The sequence below is a fragment of the Pseudomonas sp. S44 genome, assembly GCF_016624805.1.
GTDB lineage: Bacteria > Pseudomonadota > Gammaproteobacteria > Pseudomonadales > Pseudomonadaceae > Aquipseudomonas > Aquipseudomonas machongensis.
This window is the reverse complement of sequence record NZ_JACVTY010000008.1, coordinates 1-19,936: the sequence shown is the minus strand read 5'-3', so window position 1 is coordinate 19,936 and position 19,936 is coordinate 1. Positions and strand designations below refer to the sequence as shown.

Sequence of the window (19,936 nt, the reverse complement as noted above, 5' to 3'; positions counted from 1 at the left end):
CCCTTGGTCCGGGATTTGCGTTGATCTGTGCCAGCCTCTTCGCGGGCAAGCCCGCTCCTACAGATACAGCGCCTGCCCCGTGGGAGCGGGCTTGCCCGCGAAGAGGCCGACAGAGGCAATAAATTTCCGCCAGCCTGTTGCGGCACGCCGCCGCCAACAGCGTTAGAATGCCCGACTGAACCAAACCCCCGGATACTCGAGCCTTGCTGACCGAACCCCGCCGCCGCGCCTACCTTTCCGCCATGCAAGTGGTGCACTGGCTGCCGCGTGCCGAACTGCCGTTCGCCGCACCTTCGCGCCCCGAGCTGCTGTTGCCGGTGGCGCCGGTCGAGGATCTGGATGTCGAGGCGCAGCCTGTGCGCCAGGCGCCTGCGCAGGGCGAAGCGGCGCCGACCCATGCCCGCTCCGGCGAACGCCCGAAAATCGAGATCCCACGCCCCGGCAGCACACCCAAGCCCGTTGCCAAGCCGGTCGAGCGCGAAGAGGAAGCCCCCAAGGCCGCACGCCCAGCCCCGGTGCCGCCGCCGCGTTTCGCCCTGCAGCTGCTGCGTGCCGGCACGTGCCTGTTGCTGGTGGAACTCGCCACCGGCCAGCCGTTCCAGAGCCGCGACCCTTCTTACCTGTTGCTCAAGGACATGCTGCGCGCCGCCGGCCTGCCGGACGCGCCGCAGATCATCGGCGAGCCGGTGCGCTGGCCGCTGTTCGTGCGCGGCAACATGGAGCAGGGGCCGGAGGCAGCGCGTGATTTCGTCCAGGGTTTCATCCAGGCCCGCCTCGAAGAGGCCCCCTGCACCTGCCTGTGGCTGATCGGCCTGCCAGCGGTGCGTTTTGCCGGCGACGCCGATGCCCAGGCCTACTACCAAGCACTGAAGATCGATGGCCTGGGCGATGTCTGGGTGTTGCCGGGTCTTGAACTGTTGATGGACGAGCCGCAACGCAAGGCGGACGTCTGGAAAGCGATGCGCCAGCTGATGGCGCGCTGGAAGAGCGTTGAATGAGTGACTCGATCAGTTTCCGCCCGATGACCGAGGCGGATCTGGATAGCGTGCTGAAGATCGAATATGCCGCCTTCAGCCACCCCTGGACCCGCGGGATCTTCCAGGATGCGCTCAAGTCCTACGAAGTGTGGCTGATGTTCGACGGCCAGCAACAGGTCGGGCATGGCGTGATCAACGTGATCATCGACGAAGCGCACCTGCTCAACATCACGGTCAAGCCAGAAAACCAGGGGCGCGGCCTGGGTTTGCGGCTGCTCGACCACCTGATGGCGCGGGCCTGGCAGCTCAATGGGCGCGAGTGTTTCCTGGAAGTACGTGCCAGCAACCAGTCGGCCTATCGTTTGTACGAACGCTACGGATTCAACGAAATCGGTCGGCGTCGGGATTACTACCCGGCCGCTGGCGGACGTGAAGACGCCCTGGTGATGGCCTGCACCCTGTTCGAAGAGTGACCGCCTGCACGGCTACCAGCCGAACAGCTCACAAGCGTTGCGCGTACTGGCCGCGGCCAGCGCGGTGCACTCCACGCCCATGATCTCGGCCAGCGCCCGGGCGATATCGGGCAGATGTTCGGGGCTGTTGCGCGCACCGGGGTGCATCACCGGCGGCATGTCTGGCGCGTCGGTTTCCAGTACCACGCTCTCAAGTGGCAAGCGCGGCAAGGTCTTGCGTAGGCGCAAGGCTTGCGGCCAGGTGCCGGCGCCTCCCAGGCCCAATTTGAATCCGAGCTTGATGTATTCGCGTGCTTCTTCGTAGCTGCCGGCGAAGGCGTGGATGATGCCTGCGCGTACGGGCTTGTAGCGCTTGAGCGTGGCGATCACCTGGGCATGGCTGCGGCGTACGTGCAGCAGCGCAGGCAATTCGAAGTCGCAGGCCATCTGCAATTGCGCTTCGAACAAGGCCTGCTGGCGTGCCTTGTCGAGCTCGGGCAGGTAATAGTCCAGGCCGAACTCGCCGACCGCACACAGGCGCGGGTCGCCCCGCAGGCGTTCGAGCCACGCACGCAGTTGCGCCAGGTGTTCGGGCTGATGCTGCTCGAGGTACACCGGGTGCAGGCCGAGGGCGGCTGGCAGGCGTGTGTCGCTGCAGGCCAGGTCCCAGACTCGCTGCCAGTTGCCCTGATCCACCCCCAGTACCACCATGCGCTCGACCCCCAGCGCCGCGGCGTTGGCCAGGAGGCGCTCGCGGTCGGCGTCGAAGTCGGGGAAATCCAGGTGGGTGTGGGTGTCGATCAGGCGCATGTTCAGGCCGAGATGCGCTGCTTGAAGGTTCGCGCCACGGCGTGTACGCCGGGGGCGTAGGTCTTCTGCTCGATAGCGGCCAGGGCCAGCTCCAGTGCGGTGGCGGCGATCTGGCCGTGTTGTTGGGCCATGGCGTTGACCGGCAGCGGCAGGAAGTCGAGCAACTGGTTGTCGCCGAAGGTGCCCAGTTGCAGCTCGCGTGGCTCGCTGGCACGGGCTTGCAGGGCATCGAAGACGCCTTGCAGCAACACATAGGAGGTCGTCACCAGGGCATCGGGCAGGTCGCCGAGCTCGTCGATCAGCGTTTCCATCAGGCGCTGGCCACAGGCGCGGCTGAAGGCGTCGCCTTCGTAACGGCGAACTTCGCCATCAAAACGCTGCAGGGCCTCGTCGAATCCTCCGGCGCGGGCCTGGCTGACCGACAGCTCCGGACGCGCACCGATCAGGGCGATGCTGCGAGGCTTGCTGCCCAGCAGGCTTTCGGTGAGTTGGCGGCTGGCCTCGCGATCGTCGCTGATCACCGAGCAGAAGTGCGCGGGGTCGAGGCGACGGTCAATGGCAATCACTGGCAGGCCCTTGCTCTGCATTTCGCGATAGCTGTCATCTTCCGGCGGCAGGCAACTGGCGACGAACAACGCATCGCAGCGGCGAGCGCGGAACAACTGCTGCAGCTGGCGTTCGCTTTCGGGCTGGTCATCGCTGCTGGCGATCAGCAACTGGTAGCCACGGGCGCGCGCGCCTTGTTCGAGCTGCTTGGCGATGCGTGCGTAGCTGGGGTTTTCCAGGTCCGGGAGGATGAAACCGAGGGTGCGTGTGTGCCGGCTGCGCAGGCCCGCCGCCTGGGGGTTGGGCGTGAAGTCGTGGGCCTCGACCACCGCGCGCACTCGCTCGACGGTGGCGTTGCTGATGCGCTGCTGTTCGGCCTTGCCATTGATGACGTAGCTGGCAGTGGTCACGGAAACACCGGCCAGACGTGCGATATCGCTGAGTTTCACCGCATTTTCCTTGTTATTACCGGGGCGGCCAGGGGCGCCTGATCGGGTAGTCTTACTCAGAATTGTGTCCAAGTGCAGGCGACCATTGTCGCAATTGTTCCGACAAACTGGGGCTTTTTCCTACGCAGATTATCGAGTAACGTGGCCGCCTGGTCAGATTAAACGTTTCAGCATCCGATTGAACGGGAACTGCCCCTGAGCCCGCGGGTGAAAAAACGCGTTGAATCCCACAACAATAACCTCAGTCCCGAGCGACGGGTACTGCAAAAGGAGAAGGTCATGCTCGAGCTCGCGAGAGAGCAGATAGCCATGGGCCAGGTCGCCAGCGATAAAGCGGCGGCACTGCGCTTGCTGGCCGATCGGCTGGTCAGCGACGGTCTGGTCGCCGAGGGTTACCTACAGGGCCTTGAGGCGCGCGAGGCGCAGGGCTCGACCTTTCTCGGCCAAGGCATCGCCATCCCCCACGGTACCCCGCAGACCCGCGACCTGGTGTTTGCCACCGGTGTTCGGCTGTTGCAGTTTCCCGAAGGGGTGGACTGGGGCGACGGGCATATCGTCTACCTGGCGATCGGCATCGCCGCACGCTCTGACGAACACCTGCGCCTGTTGCAACTGCTGACGCGCGCCCTGGGTGAAACCGACCTGGCCGAGGCGCTGCGCCGCGCCAGCTCTGCCGACGCACTGCTCAAGCTGTTGCAGGGGGCGCCGCGCGAACTGGCGCTGGATGCACAACTGATCGGTCTGAACCTGCCCGCCGAAGACTTCGCTGAACTGGCCTGGCGCGGTGCGCGCCTGCTACAGCGTGGCGGCTGCGTGGACAGTGGTTTCGCAGCGCTGTTGCAGCAGGCCGAGCCACTTCCGCTGGGAGAGGGATTGTGGTGGTTGCACAGCGAGCGCGAGGTGCTGCAGCCGGGCCTGGCGTTCGTGACCCCGCAGCAGCCCCTGCGGCATCGCGATCAGCCCTTGAATGGTCTGTTCTGCCTGGCCAGCCTTGGTGCTGCGCACCAGGCGTTGCTCGAGCGCCTCTGTCAGGTGCTGATCGAAGGGCGCGGGCAGACCCTCTACCAGGCCACCAGCAGCCGCGATGTGTTGCAGGTGCTGGGCGGCGAGGCGCCGCCCGACTGGCCCAGCGTGCGCGTGATACTGGCCAACCCCCATGGCCTGCATGCCCGCCCGGCGAAGGTGCTGGCCCAACTGGCCAAGGGCTTCGAGGGCGAAATCCGCATCCGCCTGACCGACAGCGGCCATCCCGGCGTGTCGGTGAAAAGCCTGAGTCGCCTGCTCTCACTAGGGGCCCGGCGTGGGCAGGAGCTGGAGCTGATCGCCGAGCCGGCCATCGCCAGTGATGCCCTGCCGGTGTTGCTGGAAGCCATCGAACAGGGCCTGGGCGAGGACGTCGAACCGTTGCCGGCGCTTGCCCTGCCGGTCGCCGAGGTGGTGCGCGAAACCTTGCAAGCGCCGCTGCCCGGTAGCCAGGTCCAGGGCGTCGGTGCAGCGCCAGGCATCGCCAGCGGGCCGGCCCATGTGCGCATTGAGCGCCAGATCGACTATCCGCTGCGCGGCGAATCCTGTGCACAGGAGCGTGCCAGGCTGCGTGCTGCCCTGGCGGCGGTCGACGCCGAGCTGCAGACACTGGTGCAGCGCAGCGACAAGGCCATCGGTGAGATCTTCATCACACACCAGGAGATGCTCGCCGACCCGGCACTGGGCGATGAGGTGGATCTGCGCCTGGCCCAGGGCGAAAGTGCCGCAGCGGCGTGGATGGCGGTGATCGAGGCGGCCGCCAGCCAGCAGGAGGCGCTGCGCGATGCGTTGCTCGCCGAACGTGCCGCCGACCTGCGCGACATTGGCCGACGGGTGCTGGCGCAGCTGTGTGGCGTCGCCGAGCAGGCCGAGCCGCAACAGCCCTATGTGCTGGTGATGGCTGAAGTCGGGCCGTCCGATGTGGCGCGTCTCGACCCGGAGCGGGTTGCTGGCATCGTGACCGCGCAAGGAGGGGCCACCGCACACAGTGCCATCGTCGCCCGCGCCCTGGGCATTCCGGCGGTCGTCGGTGTCGGGGCGGCGATCCTGCTGGTGGAGGCGGGCACGCCGCTGTTGCTTGACGGCCAGCGCGGCAAGGTCAGCGTTGCGCCAGCTGCCGATGAGCTGCAGCGTGCGTTGGCCGAACGCGATCAGCGTGAGCAGCGTTTGCAGGCCGCCTGGGCGAATCGCCACGAGCCGGCCGTGACCCGCGATGGCCATGCCGTCGAAGTCTTCGCCAACATCGGTGACAGCAGTGGCATCGACAAGGTGGTGGAGCTTGGCGCCGAAGGTGTCGGCCTGTTGCGCACCGAACTGATCTTCATGGCCCATCCGCAACTGCCGGATGTCGCCACCCAGGAAGCGGAGTATCGCCGCGTGCTCGATGGCCTGCAGGGGCGCCCGCTGGTGGTGCGCACCCTCGACGTGGGCGGTGACAAACCCTTGCCCTACTGGCCGATCGCCGACGAAGACAACCCTTTCCTCGGCGTACGTGGCGTGCGCCTGACCCTGCAGCGTCCGCAGGTCATGGAGGAGCAGTTGCGCGCCTTGCTGCGGGCGGCCGACGACCGGCCACTGCGGATCATGTTCCCGATGGTCGGCCAGATGCACGAGTGGCGCGCGGCCAAGGCCATGGTCGAGCGGCTGCGTGAGGAGATCCCGGTCAATGACCTGCAGGTGGGGATCATGGTCGAGGTGCCGTCGGCTGCGCTGCTGGCCCCGCAACTTGCCCGGGAGGTGGACTTCTTCAGCATCGGTACCAACGACCTGACCCAGTACGCCCTGGCCATCGACCGCGGCCATCCGAGCCTGTCGGCCCAGGCCGATGGTCTGCACCCGGCAGTGCTGCAACTGATCGACATGACCGTGCGCGCCGCCCATGCCGAAGGCAAGTGGGTGGGCGTGTGCGGTGAGCTGGCGGCCGATCCGCAGGCTGTGCCAGTGCTGCTGGGGCTGGCGGTGGACGAACTGAGCGTCGCGGCGCGCAGTGTCGCCGAAGTCAAGGCCCTGGTGCGCCAGGCCGATTACTCGACGGCCCGCGCCCTGGCGCGCGAGGCCCTGCAACAGGACAGCGCCGAGGCGGTACGGGCGCTGGTGGAGCGTGACTGAAATGGCCAAGATTCTCACCCTGACCCTCAACCCTGCGATCGACCTCACGGTCACCCTCGAGCAGCTGCGCGCAGGCGAGGTCAATCGCACTCATGAACAGTGCAGCCACGCCGCCGGCAAGGGCCTGAACGTTGCCCAGGTGCTGGCTGACCTTGGGCATCAGGTGACGGTCAGCGGTTTTCTGGGGCGCGATAACCTGCAACCTTTCGAAGCGCTGATTGCCCGTCGCGGCTTCGACGACGGGTTCGTTCGCGTGCCAGGCGAAACCCGCACCAACATCAAGCTGGTCGAGGCCGATGGTCGGGTCACCGATGTCAATGGCCTGGGCCCTCAGGTCGACGACGCGGCCCAGGCCGAGTTGCTCGAGTACCTGGCGCAACGGGCGGCTGGGCATGACGTGGTGGTGGTAGCGGGTAGCTTGCCACGTGGCGTCAGCGCGCAGTGGTTCTGCCAGTTGCTGGGCCAGTTGGTCGCCCAGGGCCTGAAGGTGGCGTTGGACACCAGCGGCGATGCCTTGCGCGCCGGTCTGCAAAGTGCGCCCTGGTTGGTCAAGCCCAATACCGATGAGCTAGGCGAGCTGTTCGGCATCACCGTGCAGGCTTTTGCCGAGCAGCGTGATGCCGCCCAGCGCTTGCTCGACGGCGGCGTCACCCACGTGGTGGTGTCCCAGGGCGAGCGCGGGGTGAACTGGTTCGCCGCTGACCTGGCGCTGCATGCCCAGCCGCCCAAGGTGTGCATCGCCAGTACCGTGGGCGCGGGCGACTCGCTGGTGGCGGGCATGGTTCATGGCCTGCTGCAGGCCGAGAGTGCCGGGCAAACCTTGCGCCGCGCCACTGCCATCGCCGCCCAGGCGGTGACTCAGGTGGGCTTCGGCATCGACGACCGCGAACAGCTGTCGCGCCTTGAAGCCGCCGTGCAACTGACAGAACAACAACAAGAGGCTCGCCGATGAACATTGCGATCGTCACCGCCTGCCCGAATGGCCAGGTGTCGAGTGTATTGAGTGCGCGCTTGCTGGCCGCCGCGGCCCAACGTCGGGGCTGGAGTACCAGTGTCGAGGTGTGGGATGCCGAGCACCCCGAGCGGCGCCTGAGCCCTGCACAGATCGCCGAGGCCGACTGGGTGCTGGTGGTCAGTACCGGTTCGGTAGACCTGAGCCGTTTTGTCGGCAAGCCTGTGTACCAAAGCACCCCCGCCCAGGCGCTGGCTGATCGCGAAGGTTTCCTCGATGAAGCCGCGGCCAACGCCAAGGTGCTCGAGGCGAGCGTCGCCGATACGCCTGGTCGCAGCGCTGCGCCGCGTATCGTGGCGGTCACCGCCTGCCCGACCGGTGTGGCCCATACCTTCATGGCGGCCGAAGCCCTGCAGCAGGCCGCCCGGGAGCTGGGCTACGGCTTCGATGTCGAAACCCAGGGCTCGGTGGGCGCCCGCAACCCATTGTCGGCCGATGCCATCGCCCAGGCGGACGTGGTGCTGCTGGCTGCCGACATCGAGGTGCCGACGGCACGCTTTGCGGGCAAGCGCATCTATCGATGCGGCACCGGCATCGCCCTCAAGCAGGCGCGGGCGACCCTCGAAAAAGCGCTGGCCGACGGCAAGCAGGAAAGCGCCGGAGGCACGGCCGATACGCCCGCGAAAAGTGAAAAGGCCGGGGTCTACAAGCACCTGTTGACCGGTGTGTCGTTCATGCTGCCGATGGTGGTGGCGGGCGGGCTGCTGATCGCCCTGTCGTTCGTCTTCGGCATCGAGGCGTTCAAGGAACCGGGCACCTTGCCTGCGGCTTTGATGCAGATCGGTGGCGAGGCGGCATTCAAACTGATGGTGCCGATGCTGGCGGGGTATATCGCCTGGTCCATCGCCGACCGCCCGGGCCTGGCCCCAGGCATGATCGGTGGCCTGCTGGCCAGCACCCTGGGGGCGGGGTTCATTGGCGGTATCGTCGCGGGCTTTCTTGCCGGCTACAGCGCCAAGGCCATCAGCCGCTGGGCGCGTCTGCCCGCCAGCCTCGAAGCGCTCAAGCCGATCCTGATCATTCCGCTGCTGGCCAGCCTGTTCACCGGGCTGGTGATGATCTACGTGGTCGGTCATCCGGTGGCGGCCATGCTCGAGGGGCTTACGCGCTTTCTCGACAGCATGGGTACCACCAACGCGATCCTGCTCGGATTGCTGTTGGGTGGGATGATGTGCATCGATCTCGGCGGGCCGATCAACAAGGCGGCCTATGCCTTCTCGGTGGGCTTGCTGGCCTCGTCGAGCTACGCGCCGATGGCGGCGACCATGGCCGCTGGCATGGTGCCGCCAATCGGCCTGGGAATCGCAACCTTCCTGGCCCGGCGCAAGTTCGCGCAGAGCGAGCGCGAGGCAGGCAAGGCGGCATTGGTACTGGGGCTTTGCTTCATCTCCGAAGGCGCGATTCCCTTTGCTGCGAAGGACCCGTTGCGGGTGATTCCGGCGAGCATCGCCGGCGGTGCGCTGACCGGGGCGCTGTCGATGTATTTCGGCTGCAAGCTGATGGCGCCGCACGGTGGCCTGTTCGTGCTGCTGATCCCCAACGCGATCAACCATGCGCTGCTGTACCTGCTGGCGATCCTGGCCGGAAGCCTGGTGACGGCGGTGGTGTACGCGCTGATCAAGAAGGCTGAGCGGGTGGAGATGGTGGTGGCCCCGGCCAAGTGATCGCCCTGGGGGCAATGGTGGAGGCTTCGCAGGCGTGCCCGCGAGGCCTCCATCAACGATCTCAACGTTTGTGCCGCAAGGGCACCAACAACTCCCCCAGACCGTTGTGGTCGATCTCATGCATCAATGCCAGCAACCCGCCCAGCTCTCCGGGCGGAAACCCCTTGCGCGCGAACCAGGCCAGGTAGTCGCCCGGCAGATCGGCGATGATCCGGCCTTGGTATTTGCCGAAGGGCATGGTCCGTGTGACCAGCAGTTGCAGGGATTCGGGTTTCATTCGGTGAACCTGGTGCGCTGAAAACGCCGACCATACAGCAATCGCTGCGCGCATCCACCCTGCAATCTGCACGAGCGCGCAAGCGGCAATCATGCAGAACACCGCTTCCCTGCCGTTGCGCTTAAAAAATAACTATATGATTCTCAAGGATTTTTTATATTTTCCAGGCTTGGCATGAAGACTGCTCCTGTCATAGGGACTATCACCTGCCAAGGAGTTACCCCATGAGCAACCCCAACAAAGACGTGATCGACGTGCTGAACAACCTGATCGAGTACAGCAAGGATGGCGAGAAGGGTTTCAAGGAGTCGGCCGATGACGTCAAGAATCCTGAACTGAAGGCCTTCTTCGTCCAGCGTGCCGGCGAATGCGCCAGCGCCGCAGGCGAGTTGCAGAGCGAAGTACGCCGTCTCGGTGGCGACCCGGAAACCTCCACCAGCTTCAGCGGCGATCTGCACCGTGGCTGGGTCAACCTCAAGTCGATGGTGACCGGCAAGGATGAAGAAGCGGTGCTCAACGAAGTGGAGCGGGGCGAGGACCATGCGCTGAAGGCCTACAAAGAGGCTCGCGAGAAGCTGGTCAAACTCGGCCGCGGCGCCAGTGATCAAACCTATGCGCTGGTGGAGAAGCAGCTGCAAGGCGTACAGCGCAATCACGACCAGGTGAAAGTGCTGCGTGACGCTGCCCGCGCCCGCTCCTAAGCAACAGGCGTGACAGGCCCTTCTACCCGGTTACGGCCCCCCGCCTTGGCCCGGTAAAGAGCTTCATCCGCGGCACCCAGCACTGCTGTCAGGTCGTGCTGGGTGCCGGGTTGGTAAAGGCCGATGCCAATGCTGACCGTGATCGGTCGCTCATCGGCCCCGAATCGCGGCATCGCCTCGACACTCAGGCGAATGCGTTCGGCCAGCAGCAACGCGCCGGCCAGTTCGGTTTCCGGCAGCACCACCTGAAACTCCTCGCCACCATAACGCGCTGCCAGGTCGGCCGGCCTGCGAATGCAGCGATTGATGGTGCGCGCCACCTCACGCAGGGCATGATCGCCGCCGGCATGACCGTGGCGCTGGTTGAACGCCTTGAAGTGATCCACATCCACCATCAGTACCGCCAGCGCCGAGCGGTTGCGTTGCGCGCGCGCCCATTCCTGGCGCAGGACCTGATCGAGGCGACGTCGGTTTGCCAGGCCCGTGAGGCTGTCGGTGGCTGCCAGCGTGGCCAGGCCTTGCTCGGCATCGTGGCGCCGACGCAGTTCGCGCCCCAGCAGCACGGTCAGCCAGAGTATGCCCAGGCACAGCACCCCCGTGGCCAGGCCGACGATCAGCGCCGTGCGCCGCCAGGCCTGGAAGACTTCGGAAGAAGAGTGCGCCACCAGCACGATCAGCGGCAGTTCGCCCACGCGCGCAAACGTATACATGCGCCGCTCGTCGAACAGGTTCGAGTGCGCGCTGAAGCTACCACTGTGCTCCTGGAGAATGCGCTGGAAATTGGGTTGCTGGCTGAAGTCGCTGCCGATCGCTGGGTCTTGTGGCCGGGTCGGCTCGCGAGCGAGCAACTGGCCGCTGGTGTTGAGCAGGTTGATGCTGCTGTGCTCGCCGATGTCCAGCCGCTGGAACAGTTCGTTGAAATATGACAGGCGCAGGGCGCCGGTGGCCAGGCCTGCGAACTCACCGTTGGGGCCGGGGATGCGCCGGCTGAAACTGATGCACCAGTCCAGATCGCCAAGCCGCGCCTTGAACGGTGGGCCGACCAGCAGACCGAGGTTGGCGTTGGCCTGGTGGGCCTTGAACACCCCCGTGCCTGCAAAGTTCGCCTGGCGTGGAATGATGCTGGTGGAGTCGCCCACCACATCGCCTTGGGCGTCGAGCCACAGCACATCGCCGCGGCTGCGGTCGACGAAGGCCTGGTTGAACAGCAGGCGTTGGCGCAACGGGCCAGGCACCTTCGGCAGCTCGCTGCGCCCGACCGCCCAGATCAGTCCCTTGAGCGACTGGTCATAGAGTTCGGCGTTGCGCAGGATGTCACTTTCGATGAGCTGGACGATGTTGCTCGAGGCGCGGATGGAGGACTGTTCGACACTGTCCCGTTCGCGGCCGAGCAGATAGCTGACGATGCCTACAATCGCGAGCACGGCGAGGCAACTGCCCAGGTTGAGGATCAGCTCGGGGTGAGGCCTGGGGAGGATGGGGCGCGGGGATCGGGTGTGCAACATCGGGCTCGCTACTGCATAGGCCCCTCTTTCCGTGAGGGTAGGGCTATAAAGCGGCGGCGATATTCTAGGGAAGTGGCAATTGTCGGACAAGATTAGTCCGTCGGAAATGCATCAGGGGTTCGCGGGACGAGCCCGCCCCTACAGGACTGTAGGAGCGGGCTCGTCCCGCGATCACCGGCAACGCCGGTGCCATCCGCTGAGAGAGGGCCGATCAGAACACGTTCAGCGGATAGTCGACGATCACACGCAACTCGTCGTTGTCGTTATCCACAGCCGAGTACCCCTGGCTGCCACGATGGCTGGCATAGCGCAGCAGCACCGACAGGTCCTTGAACTGGCCTTCCTGGAACACGTACTTCACGTCCAGGTCGCGTTCCCAGTGGCGCGCATCCTTGCCGTCCTCGCTGTACCAGTGGCCATAGCCGACGCTGTTCGGATCGGCCTTGGTGAGGTCCAGCTTGCCGCGCGAATACGACAGCGACGAGGTCAGCCCCGGGATGCCGAGCCCGGCGAAGTCATAGTCGTACTGCAGCTTCCAGGAGCGCTCGTTAGGGCCGTTGAAGTCCGAGTACATGCGCGAGTTGTCGAGGTAGATGCTGTCGCCCAGGTTGATGTAGTCGAATGGCGTATTGCCGTTGACCCGCTGGTAGGCGGCAGTGACGCTGTGATGACCGGCCGCCACGGTGAAGTGCAGGCTGTAGGTGTTGTTGTCGATCTTGCCCAGTTTCGACTGGCCAGTGTCCTGGGTGTGATAGAAGTGCACGCCCGGGTTGAGGCTGACCAGATCATTGACCGCGTAGGTGTAGTCGAAGTCGGCGTAATACTGGTTCCAGATGTCTTTCAGTTCGGCGGCATAGAGGTTGGCGGTGATGTTCTCGGTGCCGTTCCACGCGGCGCCAGCCCACGACAGGTGCTTGCTGCGCTGGTCGTCGGTCTGCTGGCTGTAGTAGGTGTCGATGCGGCGGTGGCCGCTCTGGTTGTAGGGCTTGGTGAAGCTCACCTGGCCGCCTTCGAGCAGCAACCCTTCGACGCTGGTGTTGGTCAGTGCCACACCACGGAAGGTCTGCGGCAGCATGCGCGTCTCGCCACCGGCGATCACTGGGTTGGTGAGGAACAGGTCACCGGCTTTCAGTTCAGTGTCGAAGCCCTTGAGCTTGACCGCGGCGCCTGCGGTGGAGAACGAATGCGGCGCGGCGCCCAGTTCGTCTTCGTTCTTCTGGTGGGTCGGCAGGATGCTGGTGCCCGCGTGGCCGCCACCGCCATCGAGCTTCAGGCCCAGCATGGCGTGGGCATCGACACCGAAACCGATCACACCGGGCGTATAGCCCGACTCGAAGCGGGCGACGGCGCCCTGGCCCCACTCGCGATTGTCGCGCACACCCTGGTTGAGCTGGTTGCGGTTGAAGTAGGCGTTGCGAAAGTGCAGGTTCAGCGACGAACCCTCGATGAAACCATCAGCTTTTTCGTCGTCCGCCTGGGCGGCATGGGGAATCGTTGCGGCCAATGCAACGAACAGAGGCGTGAAACGGAAAGCGAGGGACACGAGTAAATGCTCCTTTGGTCTAACAGTGAGGCAGTTTCTAATTGTCGGAATTGCAGTTTCTTATGAGGGACGTTACAAACCGGCTGATAATTAAAGCGCATAAAAAAAGCCGCTGATGCGCAGCGGCTTTAAAAGGCTAACATATCGACACAGGCACTGCCCATGGCGTAGCCGGGGGAAAACAGGGCGTGTTCCGGCTGCCGATCAGCTGTCGGCACTGTCATCGTTCGTGACTTTGGAAGCTGTCTGTTGCGCGTCTTTTACTGCACCTTGGTGCTGCGCGGCATAGGCGTCCTGCGACTGTTGCAGGGTGGCGGCGATCTCTGCGTTACGGGCGACGAAGGCCGGCGATTCCTCAGCCATGGCCAGGGGCGACAACAACAGGGACGACAGGACGAAGACGCTGGCAATACCCATACTGTTGGACATTTGAAACAACCTTCTTGCGTGGCAAGTGTGAGTGAAGACAGGGCTAAGTTAGTCCTGAAGAGGCACTTGAAACAGCACCGCAGAGGATAATCACTCTTGCGCAAAAAGTAAGAATGACTGCGTGGGTCTTCAGACTTTTACCCTGAACCCGCGTAGTTGAGCGCTCGGCAGGTTGATGCCGAAAGTATTGGCGCCCCCTTCGCTGCGTACAAAAACACTGCCGCCATGCATCAGCGCAATGGCCTTGACGATCGCCAACCCCAACCCATGGTTACCACCGCCGCTGTTGCTGCGCGCGGCGTCCACCCGATAGAAGCGTTCGAACAGTAGCGGCAGGTGCGCTTCATCGATAGCCGGGCCGGGGTTGCTTACGGCGAGGCTGACCCGCTCTTGCTCAACGTCGATTCGCACCTGGATCACCTGCCCGGGCGCAGTGTGTTGTACCGCGTTGTTCAGCAGGTTGATGAGCGCGCGGCGCAGTTGCGCCTTTTCGATCGGGGCCTGGGCATCGCCGCTGACCTCGACGCTGACGCGTGCGTCTTCGAGGATGTAGTCCAGGTAGTCGAGGGTGGTCGCCACTTCCTCGGCCAGTGACGCCTGGGTCAGGGCGGTGGCCTTGCTGCCCTGGTCGGCGCTGGCGAGAAACAGCATGTCGTTGATGATGCTGCGCAACCGTTCGAGTTCCTCAAGATTCGATTGCAGCACTTCGAAGTAGTGCTCGGCGCTGCGCCCGCGGGTCAGGGCCACTTGGGTCTGTCCGATCAGGTTGGTCAGCGGCGAGCGCAGTTCGTGGGCAACGTCGGCGTTGAAGGCTTCGAGCCGCGAATAGGCCTGGCTGACCCGGTCGAGCGCGGCGTTGAAGGCCTCGGCAAACTGCGCCAGCTCCGGCGGCAGGTCCTGGGTGCGCAGGCGTCCGTCCAGGCGCGGTGGGGCCAGCGCCTGGGCCTCGGCTGACAGCGCCAGCAGTGGGCGCAGGCCGATGCGTGCGACCCAGTAGGCCAACAGCGAGGCCAGCAGCACACCGAGTACGGCCAGGCCGATAATGGCCACCAGCAGGCTGTGCTGGGCCTGCCAGAAGGTTTGGGTGTCGATACCGATCATGAAACGTACCGCCGGCCGTTCACCCAGTGCCGGCAGTTGGCTGACCAGGATCTTGAACGGGTAGGGGTTGTCGGCCAGGCGCAGGTCGCGCATGCCTTCCGGGCCCTGGGCGAAGCGGCGCAACTGTTCGTTGGGGTGGCCGTACTCGAAGCGCGGATCATCGCTGACCACCCAGAAGCGGATGCGCCGGTCTTCTTCGGCCAGCAGGTTGAGTTTGTTGTGGATCTTCGCCCAGTGTTCCAGGGTGCCGAAGCGGTTGAGGGTGGACTCCAGCACGCTGAAACGCGCATCCAGCTCCGCTGCCGGCAGCAGGTCGAGGCTGCGGTCGACCTGGCGGTACAACGCACTGCCGATCAGCACGAACACCGCCAGCGCCACCAGCGTGAACAGCAGCGACAGGCGCAGGGCCAGGGAGTTAGCCCGCACGGTTTTCCAGGACATAGCCCATGCCTCGAATGGTGTGCAGCAGCTTGTTGTCGAACGGCCCATCGAGCTTGGCGCGCAGGCGCTTGATCGCGACCTCGACAACATTGGCGTCGCTGTCGAAATTGATGTCCCAGACCAGCTCGGCAATGGCGGTCTTGGACAGGATCTCGCCCTGACGCCGGGCCAGTACGCTGAGTAGCGAGAACTCCTTGGCGGTCAGCTCCAGACGCTGGCCCGCGCGGCTGGCCTTGCGCGCCATCAGGTCGATCCACAGGTCGGCGACCTGGATCTGCAGCGGCTCGTGGCTGGTGCTGCGACGGGTCAGGGCCTGCAGGCGGGCGACCAGTTCGAGGAAGGAGAACGGCTTGCCCAGGTAATCGTCGGCACCTTCGCGCAGGCCATGAATGCGGTCCTCGACCCGCTCGCGGGCGGTGAGCATGATCACCGGCGTCTGCTTGCGCGCACGCAGGGCGCGCAGCACGCCGTAGCCATCCAGGCCCGGGAGCATGACGTCGAGCACGATCACCGCGTAGTCGCCCTCGAGCGCCAGGTGCAGGCCATCGATGCCATCACGGGCCAGGTCGACGGTGAAGCCCTGCTCGGTCAGGCCACGATGCAGGTAGTCGGCGGTTTTTTCTTCGTCTTCGACGATCAGCACACGCATGGGTTTGTCTCAACTGGCAGTCGCGGCCGCGTTGGCGACCGTGCGGCGGTGGAACACACGTTCCAGGGCCAAGTATATGACGGGGGTGGTGAACAGCGTCAGCGCCTGGCTGACCAGCAGGCCGCCGACCACCGCGATGCCCAGCGGTTGGCGCAGCTCGGCACCGGCTCCGAAGCCGAACATCAGCGGCACAGCGCCGAGCAGGGCAGCGAGGGTGGTCATGATGATCGGCCGGAAGCGCGTCAGGCAGGCCTGGTGGATCGCCTGCTCGGGTGTCATGCCCTGCGTGCGCTGGGCATCGAGGGCGAAGTCGATGAGCAGGATGCCATTCTTCTTGACGATACCGATCAGCAGCACGATGCCGATCAGGCCCATGATGGTGAAGTCCTGGCCCATGGCCCAGAGCAGGATCAGGGCACCAAGCCCCGCCGAGGGCAGGGTGGAGATGATCGTCAGCGGGTGCACGAAGCTCTCGTAGAGCACACCGAGGATGATGTACACCGCCACCAGTGCGGCGAGGATCAGCCACGGCTGGCTCGACAGCGAACTCTGGAACGCCTGTGCCGCGCCCTGGAAACTGCCGACGATGGCGTCGGGCATGCCCAGCTCGCGCTGGGTCTGTTCGAGGATGCGCACCGCATCACCCAGGGCCACGCCGGGGGCGAGGTTGAACGACAGGTTGGCGGCCGGGAACAGGCCGTCGTGGGCGATCGACAGCGGGCCGGTGCTGGGCGGTGCGACATGGGCCAGGGCCGACAGCGGCACCATCTCGCCCGACAACGGCGAGCGCAGGTAGAAGTAGTTAAGGCTCTCGGCCTTGCCGCGCTGGCGGGCGTCGAGTTCGAGGATCACCTTGTACTGGTTGGTCTCGGTCTGGAACTCGCTGATCTGGCGCTGGCCGAAGGCGTCGTACAACGCCTGGTCGACGTCGGTGGTGGTCAGGCCGAAGCGTGCGGCGGCCTGGCGGTCGATGTCGATGTGGGTGACGCTGGCGCCCAGTTGCAGGTCGTTGGACAGGTCACGCAATGCCGGGTTTTCCCGCAGGCGTTCGGTCAGGCGCTGGGTCCACAGGTTCAGGGCCACGCCATCGTTGCTCTTGAGCACGTACTGGTACTGGGTGCGCGACGGGCCGGAGCTGAGGTTGATGTCCTGGCCTGCGCGCAGGTACAGGACAATGCCGGGCACCTGGGCGAGTTTCGGGCGCAGGCGGTCGATCAGTTCGCTGGCCGATACATCGCGCTCGCCGCGGGGCTTGAGACTGATCCAGAAACGGCCGTTGGCGATGGTCTGGTTGCTGCCGGTGACCCCGACGGAATGGGAGAAGGCGCGCACCGCAGGGTCGGCTTCGATGATCTTTGCCAGGGCCTTGTGCTTCTCGATCATCGCCGGATACGACACGTCGGCTGCGGCCTCGCTGGTGCCGAGGATGAAGCCGGTGTCCTGCAGCGGGAAGAAACCCTTGGGGATGGCGACATAGCCGATCACTGCCAACGCCAGGGTCAGGCCGAACACACCCAGCGTCAGGCGTTGGTGGGCGAGGGCGCGGTCCAGGCCCTTTTCGTACCAGCGCATCAGGCGCTGGCCAAAGCCGTCGTGGTGTTCCTGCGGCGGTTTGCGCATGAACAAGGCACAGAGGGTCGGGGCCAAGGTCAGTGATACCACCACCGAAATCAGGATGGTCGAGGTGGCCGTCAGGGCGAATTCCTTGAACAATCGCCCGACCACGCCGCCCATGAACAGCAGCGGAATGAACGCGGCGATCAGCGAGAAGCTGATCGAGATCACCGTGAAGCCGATCTCGCCGGCGCCCTTGATCGCTGCGGTGCGGCTGTCATCGCCGGCCTCCAGGTGACGGTGGATGTTTTCCACCACCACGATGGCGTCGTCGACCACGAAGCCCACGGCGATGACGATGGCCACCAGCGTGAGGTTGTTGAGACTGAAGCCTGCCACGTACATCAGTGCACAACTGGCGATCAGCGATACCCCCAGCACGCTGGAGACGACCAGGGTTGCCGACCACTGGCGCAGGAACAGCGCCATCACCCCAATCACCAGTACCACCGCGATCATCAGCGTCAGTTCCACTTCATGCAGCGAGGCGCGGATGGTCTGGGTGCGGTCGTTGAGTACCGACACCTCCACCGAGGCCGGCAGCATTTCCTGCAAGCGCGGCAGGGCGTCGAGCACGCGATCCACGGTGTCGACGATGTTGGCACCGGGCTGGCGGAAGATCACCAGGTTCAGCCCAGGTTTGTCCCCGGACCAGGATTTGACATAGGCGTTCTCGGCGCCCTCGATCACTTTGGCCACGTCCTGCAGGCGTACCGGGGCGCCGTTGCGGTAGCTGACGATGAGCTGGGCGTAGTCTTCGGGGTGGAACAACTGGTCGTTGGCGGCGATGGTCGAGACACTGTGTTCGCCGTACAGCGCGCCCTTGGCCAGGTTCAGGCTGGTCTGCTGGATGGCCTGGCGGATATCGGCCAAGGTCAGGCCGATGGCCGCGAGCTTCTCGGGCTGCGCCTGCACGCGAATCGCGGGGCGCAGTTGGCCGGTGATGTTGATCAGGCCGACCCCGTCGATCTGGCTGAGCTGGCGTGCCAGCAGGGTTTCGGTGTAGTCGCTGAGCTCGTTGCCAGGCATCTGCTCGGAGCTGACGGTCAGCACCAGCACGGGGCTGTCGGCCGGGTTGACCTTGCGCCAGGTCGGTGGGCTGGGCAGGTCCTGCGGCAGGCGTGCAGTGGCGGTGTTGATCGCAGCCTGCACTTCCTGGGCGGCGGTGTCGATGTACTTGTCGAGGGTGAACTGCAGGATCAGCGTGGTGGAGCCCAAGGCGCTGCTGCTGGTCATCTGGGTCATGCCGGGGATGGCGCTGAACTGCACCTCCAGCGGCGTGGCCACCGAGGACGCCATGGTTTCCGGGCTGGCGCCGGGAAGCTGTGCGGTGACCTGGATGGTCGGGAAATCTGCTTCGGGCAATGGCGCCACTGGCAGGCGCGGGAAGGCGATGGCCCCCAGCAGCACCAGGGCGAAGGTCAGCAGCAGGGTGGCGATGGGGTGGTCGATGCACCAGGCCGAAACGCCTTTGCGGGTGATCATGGCTGGCTCCGGCGGTCAGCCACTTCGGGGCTGGCAGGCACGTCGGGGGCGACCTCGACCCGTGCCCCGGGCTTGAGGCGTGACTGGCCGTCGAGCACCAGGCGATCACCAGCCTTGACCCCGGCGACGATGTTCAGGTCGCTGTCCTGGTAGAGCACCTTGACCGGCACGCTGGCGACCTTGTCGCCATCGAGGCGGTAGACGTAATGACCATCGACGCCGCGCTGTACCACCGGTGGCGGCACCACCAGCGCCTGCTCATCGACAGCGGTGCGCAGGCGGATGGTCACCAGTTGGCCGGGCCACAGCAGGCCATCCTTGTTGTCGAACTCGGCCTTGATGCGCACGGTGCCGGTGTTGGCCGAGATCTGGTTATCGATCAGCGCCAGATGGCCCTGGCCGAGCAGGCTGCGTTCGCCGTCGGCGTCCATGTAAGCCTCGACCAGCGCCGGCGATGGCGCTCTGAGCAGGGTCTGCAGGGTCGGCAGCATCTGCTGGGGCAGGGCGAACTCGACGGCGATCGGGTCGATCTGGGTGACGCTGAACAGACCTTGGGTGTCGCTGCTGCGCACCAGGTTGCCGGGGTCGACATTGCGAATGCCGACGCGACCGGTCACCGGCGAGCGGATCTGGGTGTACGACAGCTGCACTTCGGCATTGGCGATGGCCGCCTGGTTGCCCTTGACCGTGGCCTGGAGTTGATTTACCAGCGCCTGTTGCTGGTCGAGGGTCTGCTTCGAGACGCCGTCGTCGCTGCTCAGCAGGCGGTAGCGCTTGAGGTCGACACCGGCCACTTGCAACTGGGCCTGGCTCTGGCCGAGCTGGGCGCGGGCCTGCTCGAGGCTGGCACGGATCGCGCGGTCGTCGAGGGTGGCGAGCAGATCGCCTTCCTTGACCCACTGGCCCTCCTTGACCAGCACCTGGGTGAGGATGCCCTCGACCTGCGGGCGTACATCGACGCTGTGCAGCGACAGCACCGAGCCGATGGCGCTGGCAAAGCGCGGCACGTCCTGCTGGGTGACGCTGACCACTCTCACCGGCACGGCGTTTTGCGCGCGTGGGGCAGGCGTGTCCTGGCGCAGGCGCAGCCAACCGGTCAAGGCGATCAGCAGGAGGATGGCCAGGGCGGCGAGGACGAGGGGGCGGGAG

At 65.3% G+C, this 19,936-nt stretch carries 16 protein-coding genes; 6 read left to right on the top strand and 10 right to left on the bottom strand.

The annotated features are described in order from the left end of the window. The first annotated feature begins 203 nt into the window (after positions 1–203). The gene (locus IAE40_RS08620) at positions 204–998 is read left to right on the top strand and encodes an energy transducer TonB (protein ID WP_153774723.1); all 795 of its coding nucleotides are present in this window, start codon (positions 204–206) and stop codon (positions 996–998) included. Further along, complete coding sequence (rimI, locus tag IAE40_RS08615) at positions 995–1,450, top strand: ribosomal protein S18-alanine N-acetyltransferase (RefSeq protein ID WP_153774722.1); 456 nt, start codon at positions 995–997, stop codon at positions 1,448–1,450. Before IAE40_RS08620 ends, rimI begins: the two co-directional genes overlap by 4 nt. 12 nt (positions 1,451–1,462) lie before the next feature. On the opposite strand, the gene IAE40_RS08610 is transcribed toward rimI, so the two are convergent. Both IAE40_RS08610 and cra read right to left on the bottom strand, forming a co-directional pair. Next, positions 1,463–2,239: a TatD family hydrolase gene (locus IAE40_RS08610; RefSeq protein WP_200603021.1), complete on the bottom strand. Its 777-nt coding sequence runs from the start codon at positions 2,237–2,239 to the stop codon at positions 1,463–1,465. Between the two features lie 2 nt (positions 2,240–2,241). Further along, positions 2,242–3,234, bottom strand: coding sequence for a catabolite repressor/activator (gene cra, locus IAE40_RS08605; protein ID WP_153774720.1), 993 nt, complete (start codon positions 3,232–3,234; stop codon positions 2,242–2,244). 279 nt (positions 3,235–3,513) lie between these two features. Here cra and ptsP point away from each other — a divergent pair, with 279 nt between their 5' ends. The 3 genes from ptsP to IAE40_RS08590 are packed head-to-tail and all read left to right on the top strand — an operon-like array spanning position 3,514 to position 9,042. Beyond that, entirely contained in the window at positions 3,514–6,366 is a 2,853-nt protein-coding gene (ptsP, locus tag IAE40_RS08600) for a phosphoenolpyruvate--protein phosphotransferase (RefSeq protein WP_200603020.1), read from the top strand. A gap of 1 nt (position 6,367) precedes the next feature. Next, entirely contained in the window at positions 6,368–7,318 is a 951-nt protein-coding gene (gene pfkB, locus IAE40_RS08595; RefSeq protein WP_200603019.1) for a 1-phosphofructokinase, read from the top strand. Next, a complete protein-coding gene (locus IAE40_RS08590; RefSeq protein WP_200603018.1) occupies positions 7,315–9,042 on the top strand; it encodes a PTS fructose transporter subunit EIIBC in 1,728 nt (575 codons plus the stop codon). Before pfkB ends, IAE40_RS08590 begins: the two co-directional genes overlap by 4 nt. 61 nt (positions 9,043–9,103) lie before the next feature. Here IAE40_RS08590 and IAE40_RS08585 read toward each other — a convergent pair whose 3' ends face one another. Further along, the gene (locus tag IAE40_RS08585; protein WP_054892498.1) at positions 9,104–9,319 is read right to left on the bottom strand and encodes a DUF3820 family protein; all 216 of its coding nucleotides are present in this window, start codon (positions 9,317–9,319) and stop codon (positions 9,104–9,106) included. A gap of 224 nt (positions 9,320–9,543) precedes the next feature. Here IAE40_RS08585 and IAE40_RS08580 point away from each other — a divergent pair, with 224 nt between their 5' ends. Further along, positions 9,544–10,020: a ferritin-like domain-containing protein gene (locus IAE40_RS08580; protein ID WP_063546110.1), complete on the top strand. Its 477-nt coding sequence runs from the start codon at positions 9,544–9,546 to the stop codon at positions 10,018–10,020. On the opposite strand, the gene IAE40_RS08575 is transcribed toward IAE40_RS08580, so the two are convergent. The 7 genes from IAE40_RS08575 to IAE40_RS08545 all read right to left on the bottom strand — a co-directional run. Further along, positions 10,017–11,522, bottom strand: a complete 1,506-nt coding sequence (locus tag IAE40_RS08575; protein WP_112899619.1) for a sensor domain-containing diguanylate cyclase — start codon at positions 11,520–11,522, stop codon at positions 10,017–10,019. The genes IAE40_RS08580 and IAE40_RS08575 overlap by 4 nt on opposite strands. A gap of 214 nt (positions 11,523–11,736) precedes the next feature. Beyond that, positions 11,737–13,068: an OprD family porin gene (locus IAE40_RS08570; protein ID WP_063546109.1), complete on the bottom strand. Its 1,332-nt coding sequence runs from the start codon at positions 13,066–13,068 to the stop codon at positions 11,737–11,739. Between the two features lie 204 nt (positions 13,069–13,272). Further along, positions 13,273–13,497 carry a hypothetical protein gene (locus IAE40_RS08565; protein WP_153774715.1) on the bottom strand — a complete coding sequence of 75 codons (225 nt, stop codon included), beginning with the start codon at positions 13,495–13,497 and terminating at the stop codon, positions 13,273–13,275. A gap of 129 nt (positions 13,498–13,626) precedes the next feature. Continuing rightward, a complete protein-coding gene (locus IAE40_RS08560) occupies positions 13,627–15,039 on the bottom strand; it encodes a heavy metal sensor histidine kinase (RefSeq protein ID WP_197892348.1) in 1,413 nt (470 codons plus the stop codon). Continuing rightward, positions 15,014–15,688, bottom strand: coding sequence for a heavy metal response regulator transcription factor (locus tag IAE40_RS08555; RefSeq protein WP_063546106.1), 675 nt, complete (start codon positions 15,686–15,688; stop codon positions 15,014–15,016). Before IAE40_RS08555 ends, IAE40_RS08560 begins: the two co-directional genes overlap by 26 nt. Before the next feature lie 9 nt (positions 15,689–15,697). Next, the gene (locus tag IAE40_RS08550) at positions 15,698–18,787 is read right to left on the bottom strand and encodes a multidrug efflux RND transporter permease subunit (protein WP_200603017.1); all 3,090 of its coding nucleotides are present in this window, start codon (positions 18,785–18,787) and stop codon (positions 15,698–15,700) included. Next, the coding region (locus IAE40_RS08545) for an efflux RND transporter periplasmic adaptor subunit (RefSeq protein ID WP_234465100.1) at positions 18,784–19,936 on the bottom strand (1,153 nt) is incomplete at its 5' end. The genes IAE40_RS08550 and IAE40_RS08545, both read right to left, overlap by 4 nt.

Bases quoted from the DNA above. Each gene is read 5' to 3' on its own strand.
- rimI (WP_153774722.1), top strand. From the start codon at position 995: ATGAGTGACTCGATCAGTTTCCGCCCGATGACCGAGGCGGATCTGGAT.
- IAE40_RS08610 (WP_200603021.1), bottom strand. From the start codon at position 2,239: ATGCGCCTGATCGACACCCACACCCACCTGGATTTCCCCGACTTCGAC.
- ptsP (WP_200603020.1), top strand. From the start codon at position 3,514: ATGCTCGAGCTCGCGAGAGAGCAGATAGCCATGGGCCAGGTCGCCAGC.
- pfkB (WP_200603019.1), top strand. From the start codon at position 6,368: ATGGCCAAGATTCTCACCCTGACCCTCAACCCTGCGATCGACCTCACG.
- IAE40_RS08590 (WP_200603018.1), top strand. From the start codon at position 7,315: ATGAACATTGCGATCGTCACCGCCTGCCCGAATGGCCAGGTGTCGAGT.
- IAE40_RS08585 (WP_054892498.1), bottom strand. From the start codon at position 9,319: ATGAAACCCGAATCCCTGCAACTGCTGGTCACACGGACCATGCCCTTC.
- IAE40_RS08580 (WP_063546110.1), top strand. From the start codon at position 9,544: ATGAGCAACCCCAACAAAGACGTGATCGACGTGCTGAACAACCTGATC.
- IAE40_RS08565 (WP_153774715.1), bottom strand. From the start codon at position 13,497: ATGTCCAACAGTATGGGTATTGCCAGCGTCTTCGTCCTGTCGTCCCTG.
- IAE40_RS08560 (WP_197892348.1), bottom strand. From the start codon at position 15,039: ATGTCCTGGAAAACCGTGCGGGCTAACTCCCTGGCCCTGCGCCTGTCG.
- IAE40_RS08555 (WP_063546106.1), bottom strand. From the start codon at position 15,688: ATGCGTGTGCTGATCGTCGAAGACGAAGAAAAAACCGCCGACTACCTG.
- IAE40_RS08550 (WP_200603017.1), bottom strand. From the start codon at position 18,787: ATGATCACCCGCAAAGGCGTTTCGGCCTGGTGCATCGACCACCCCATC.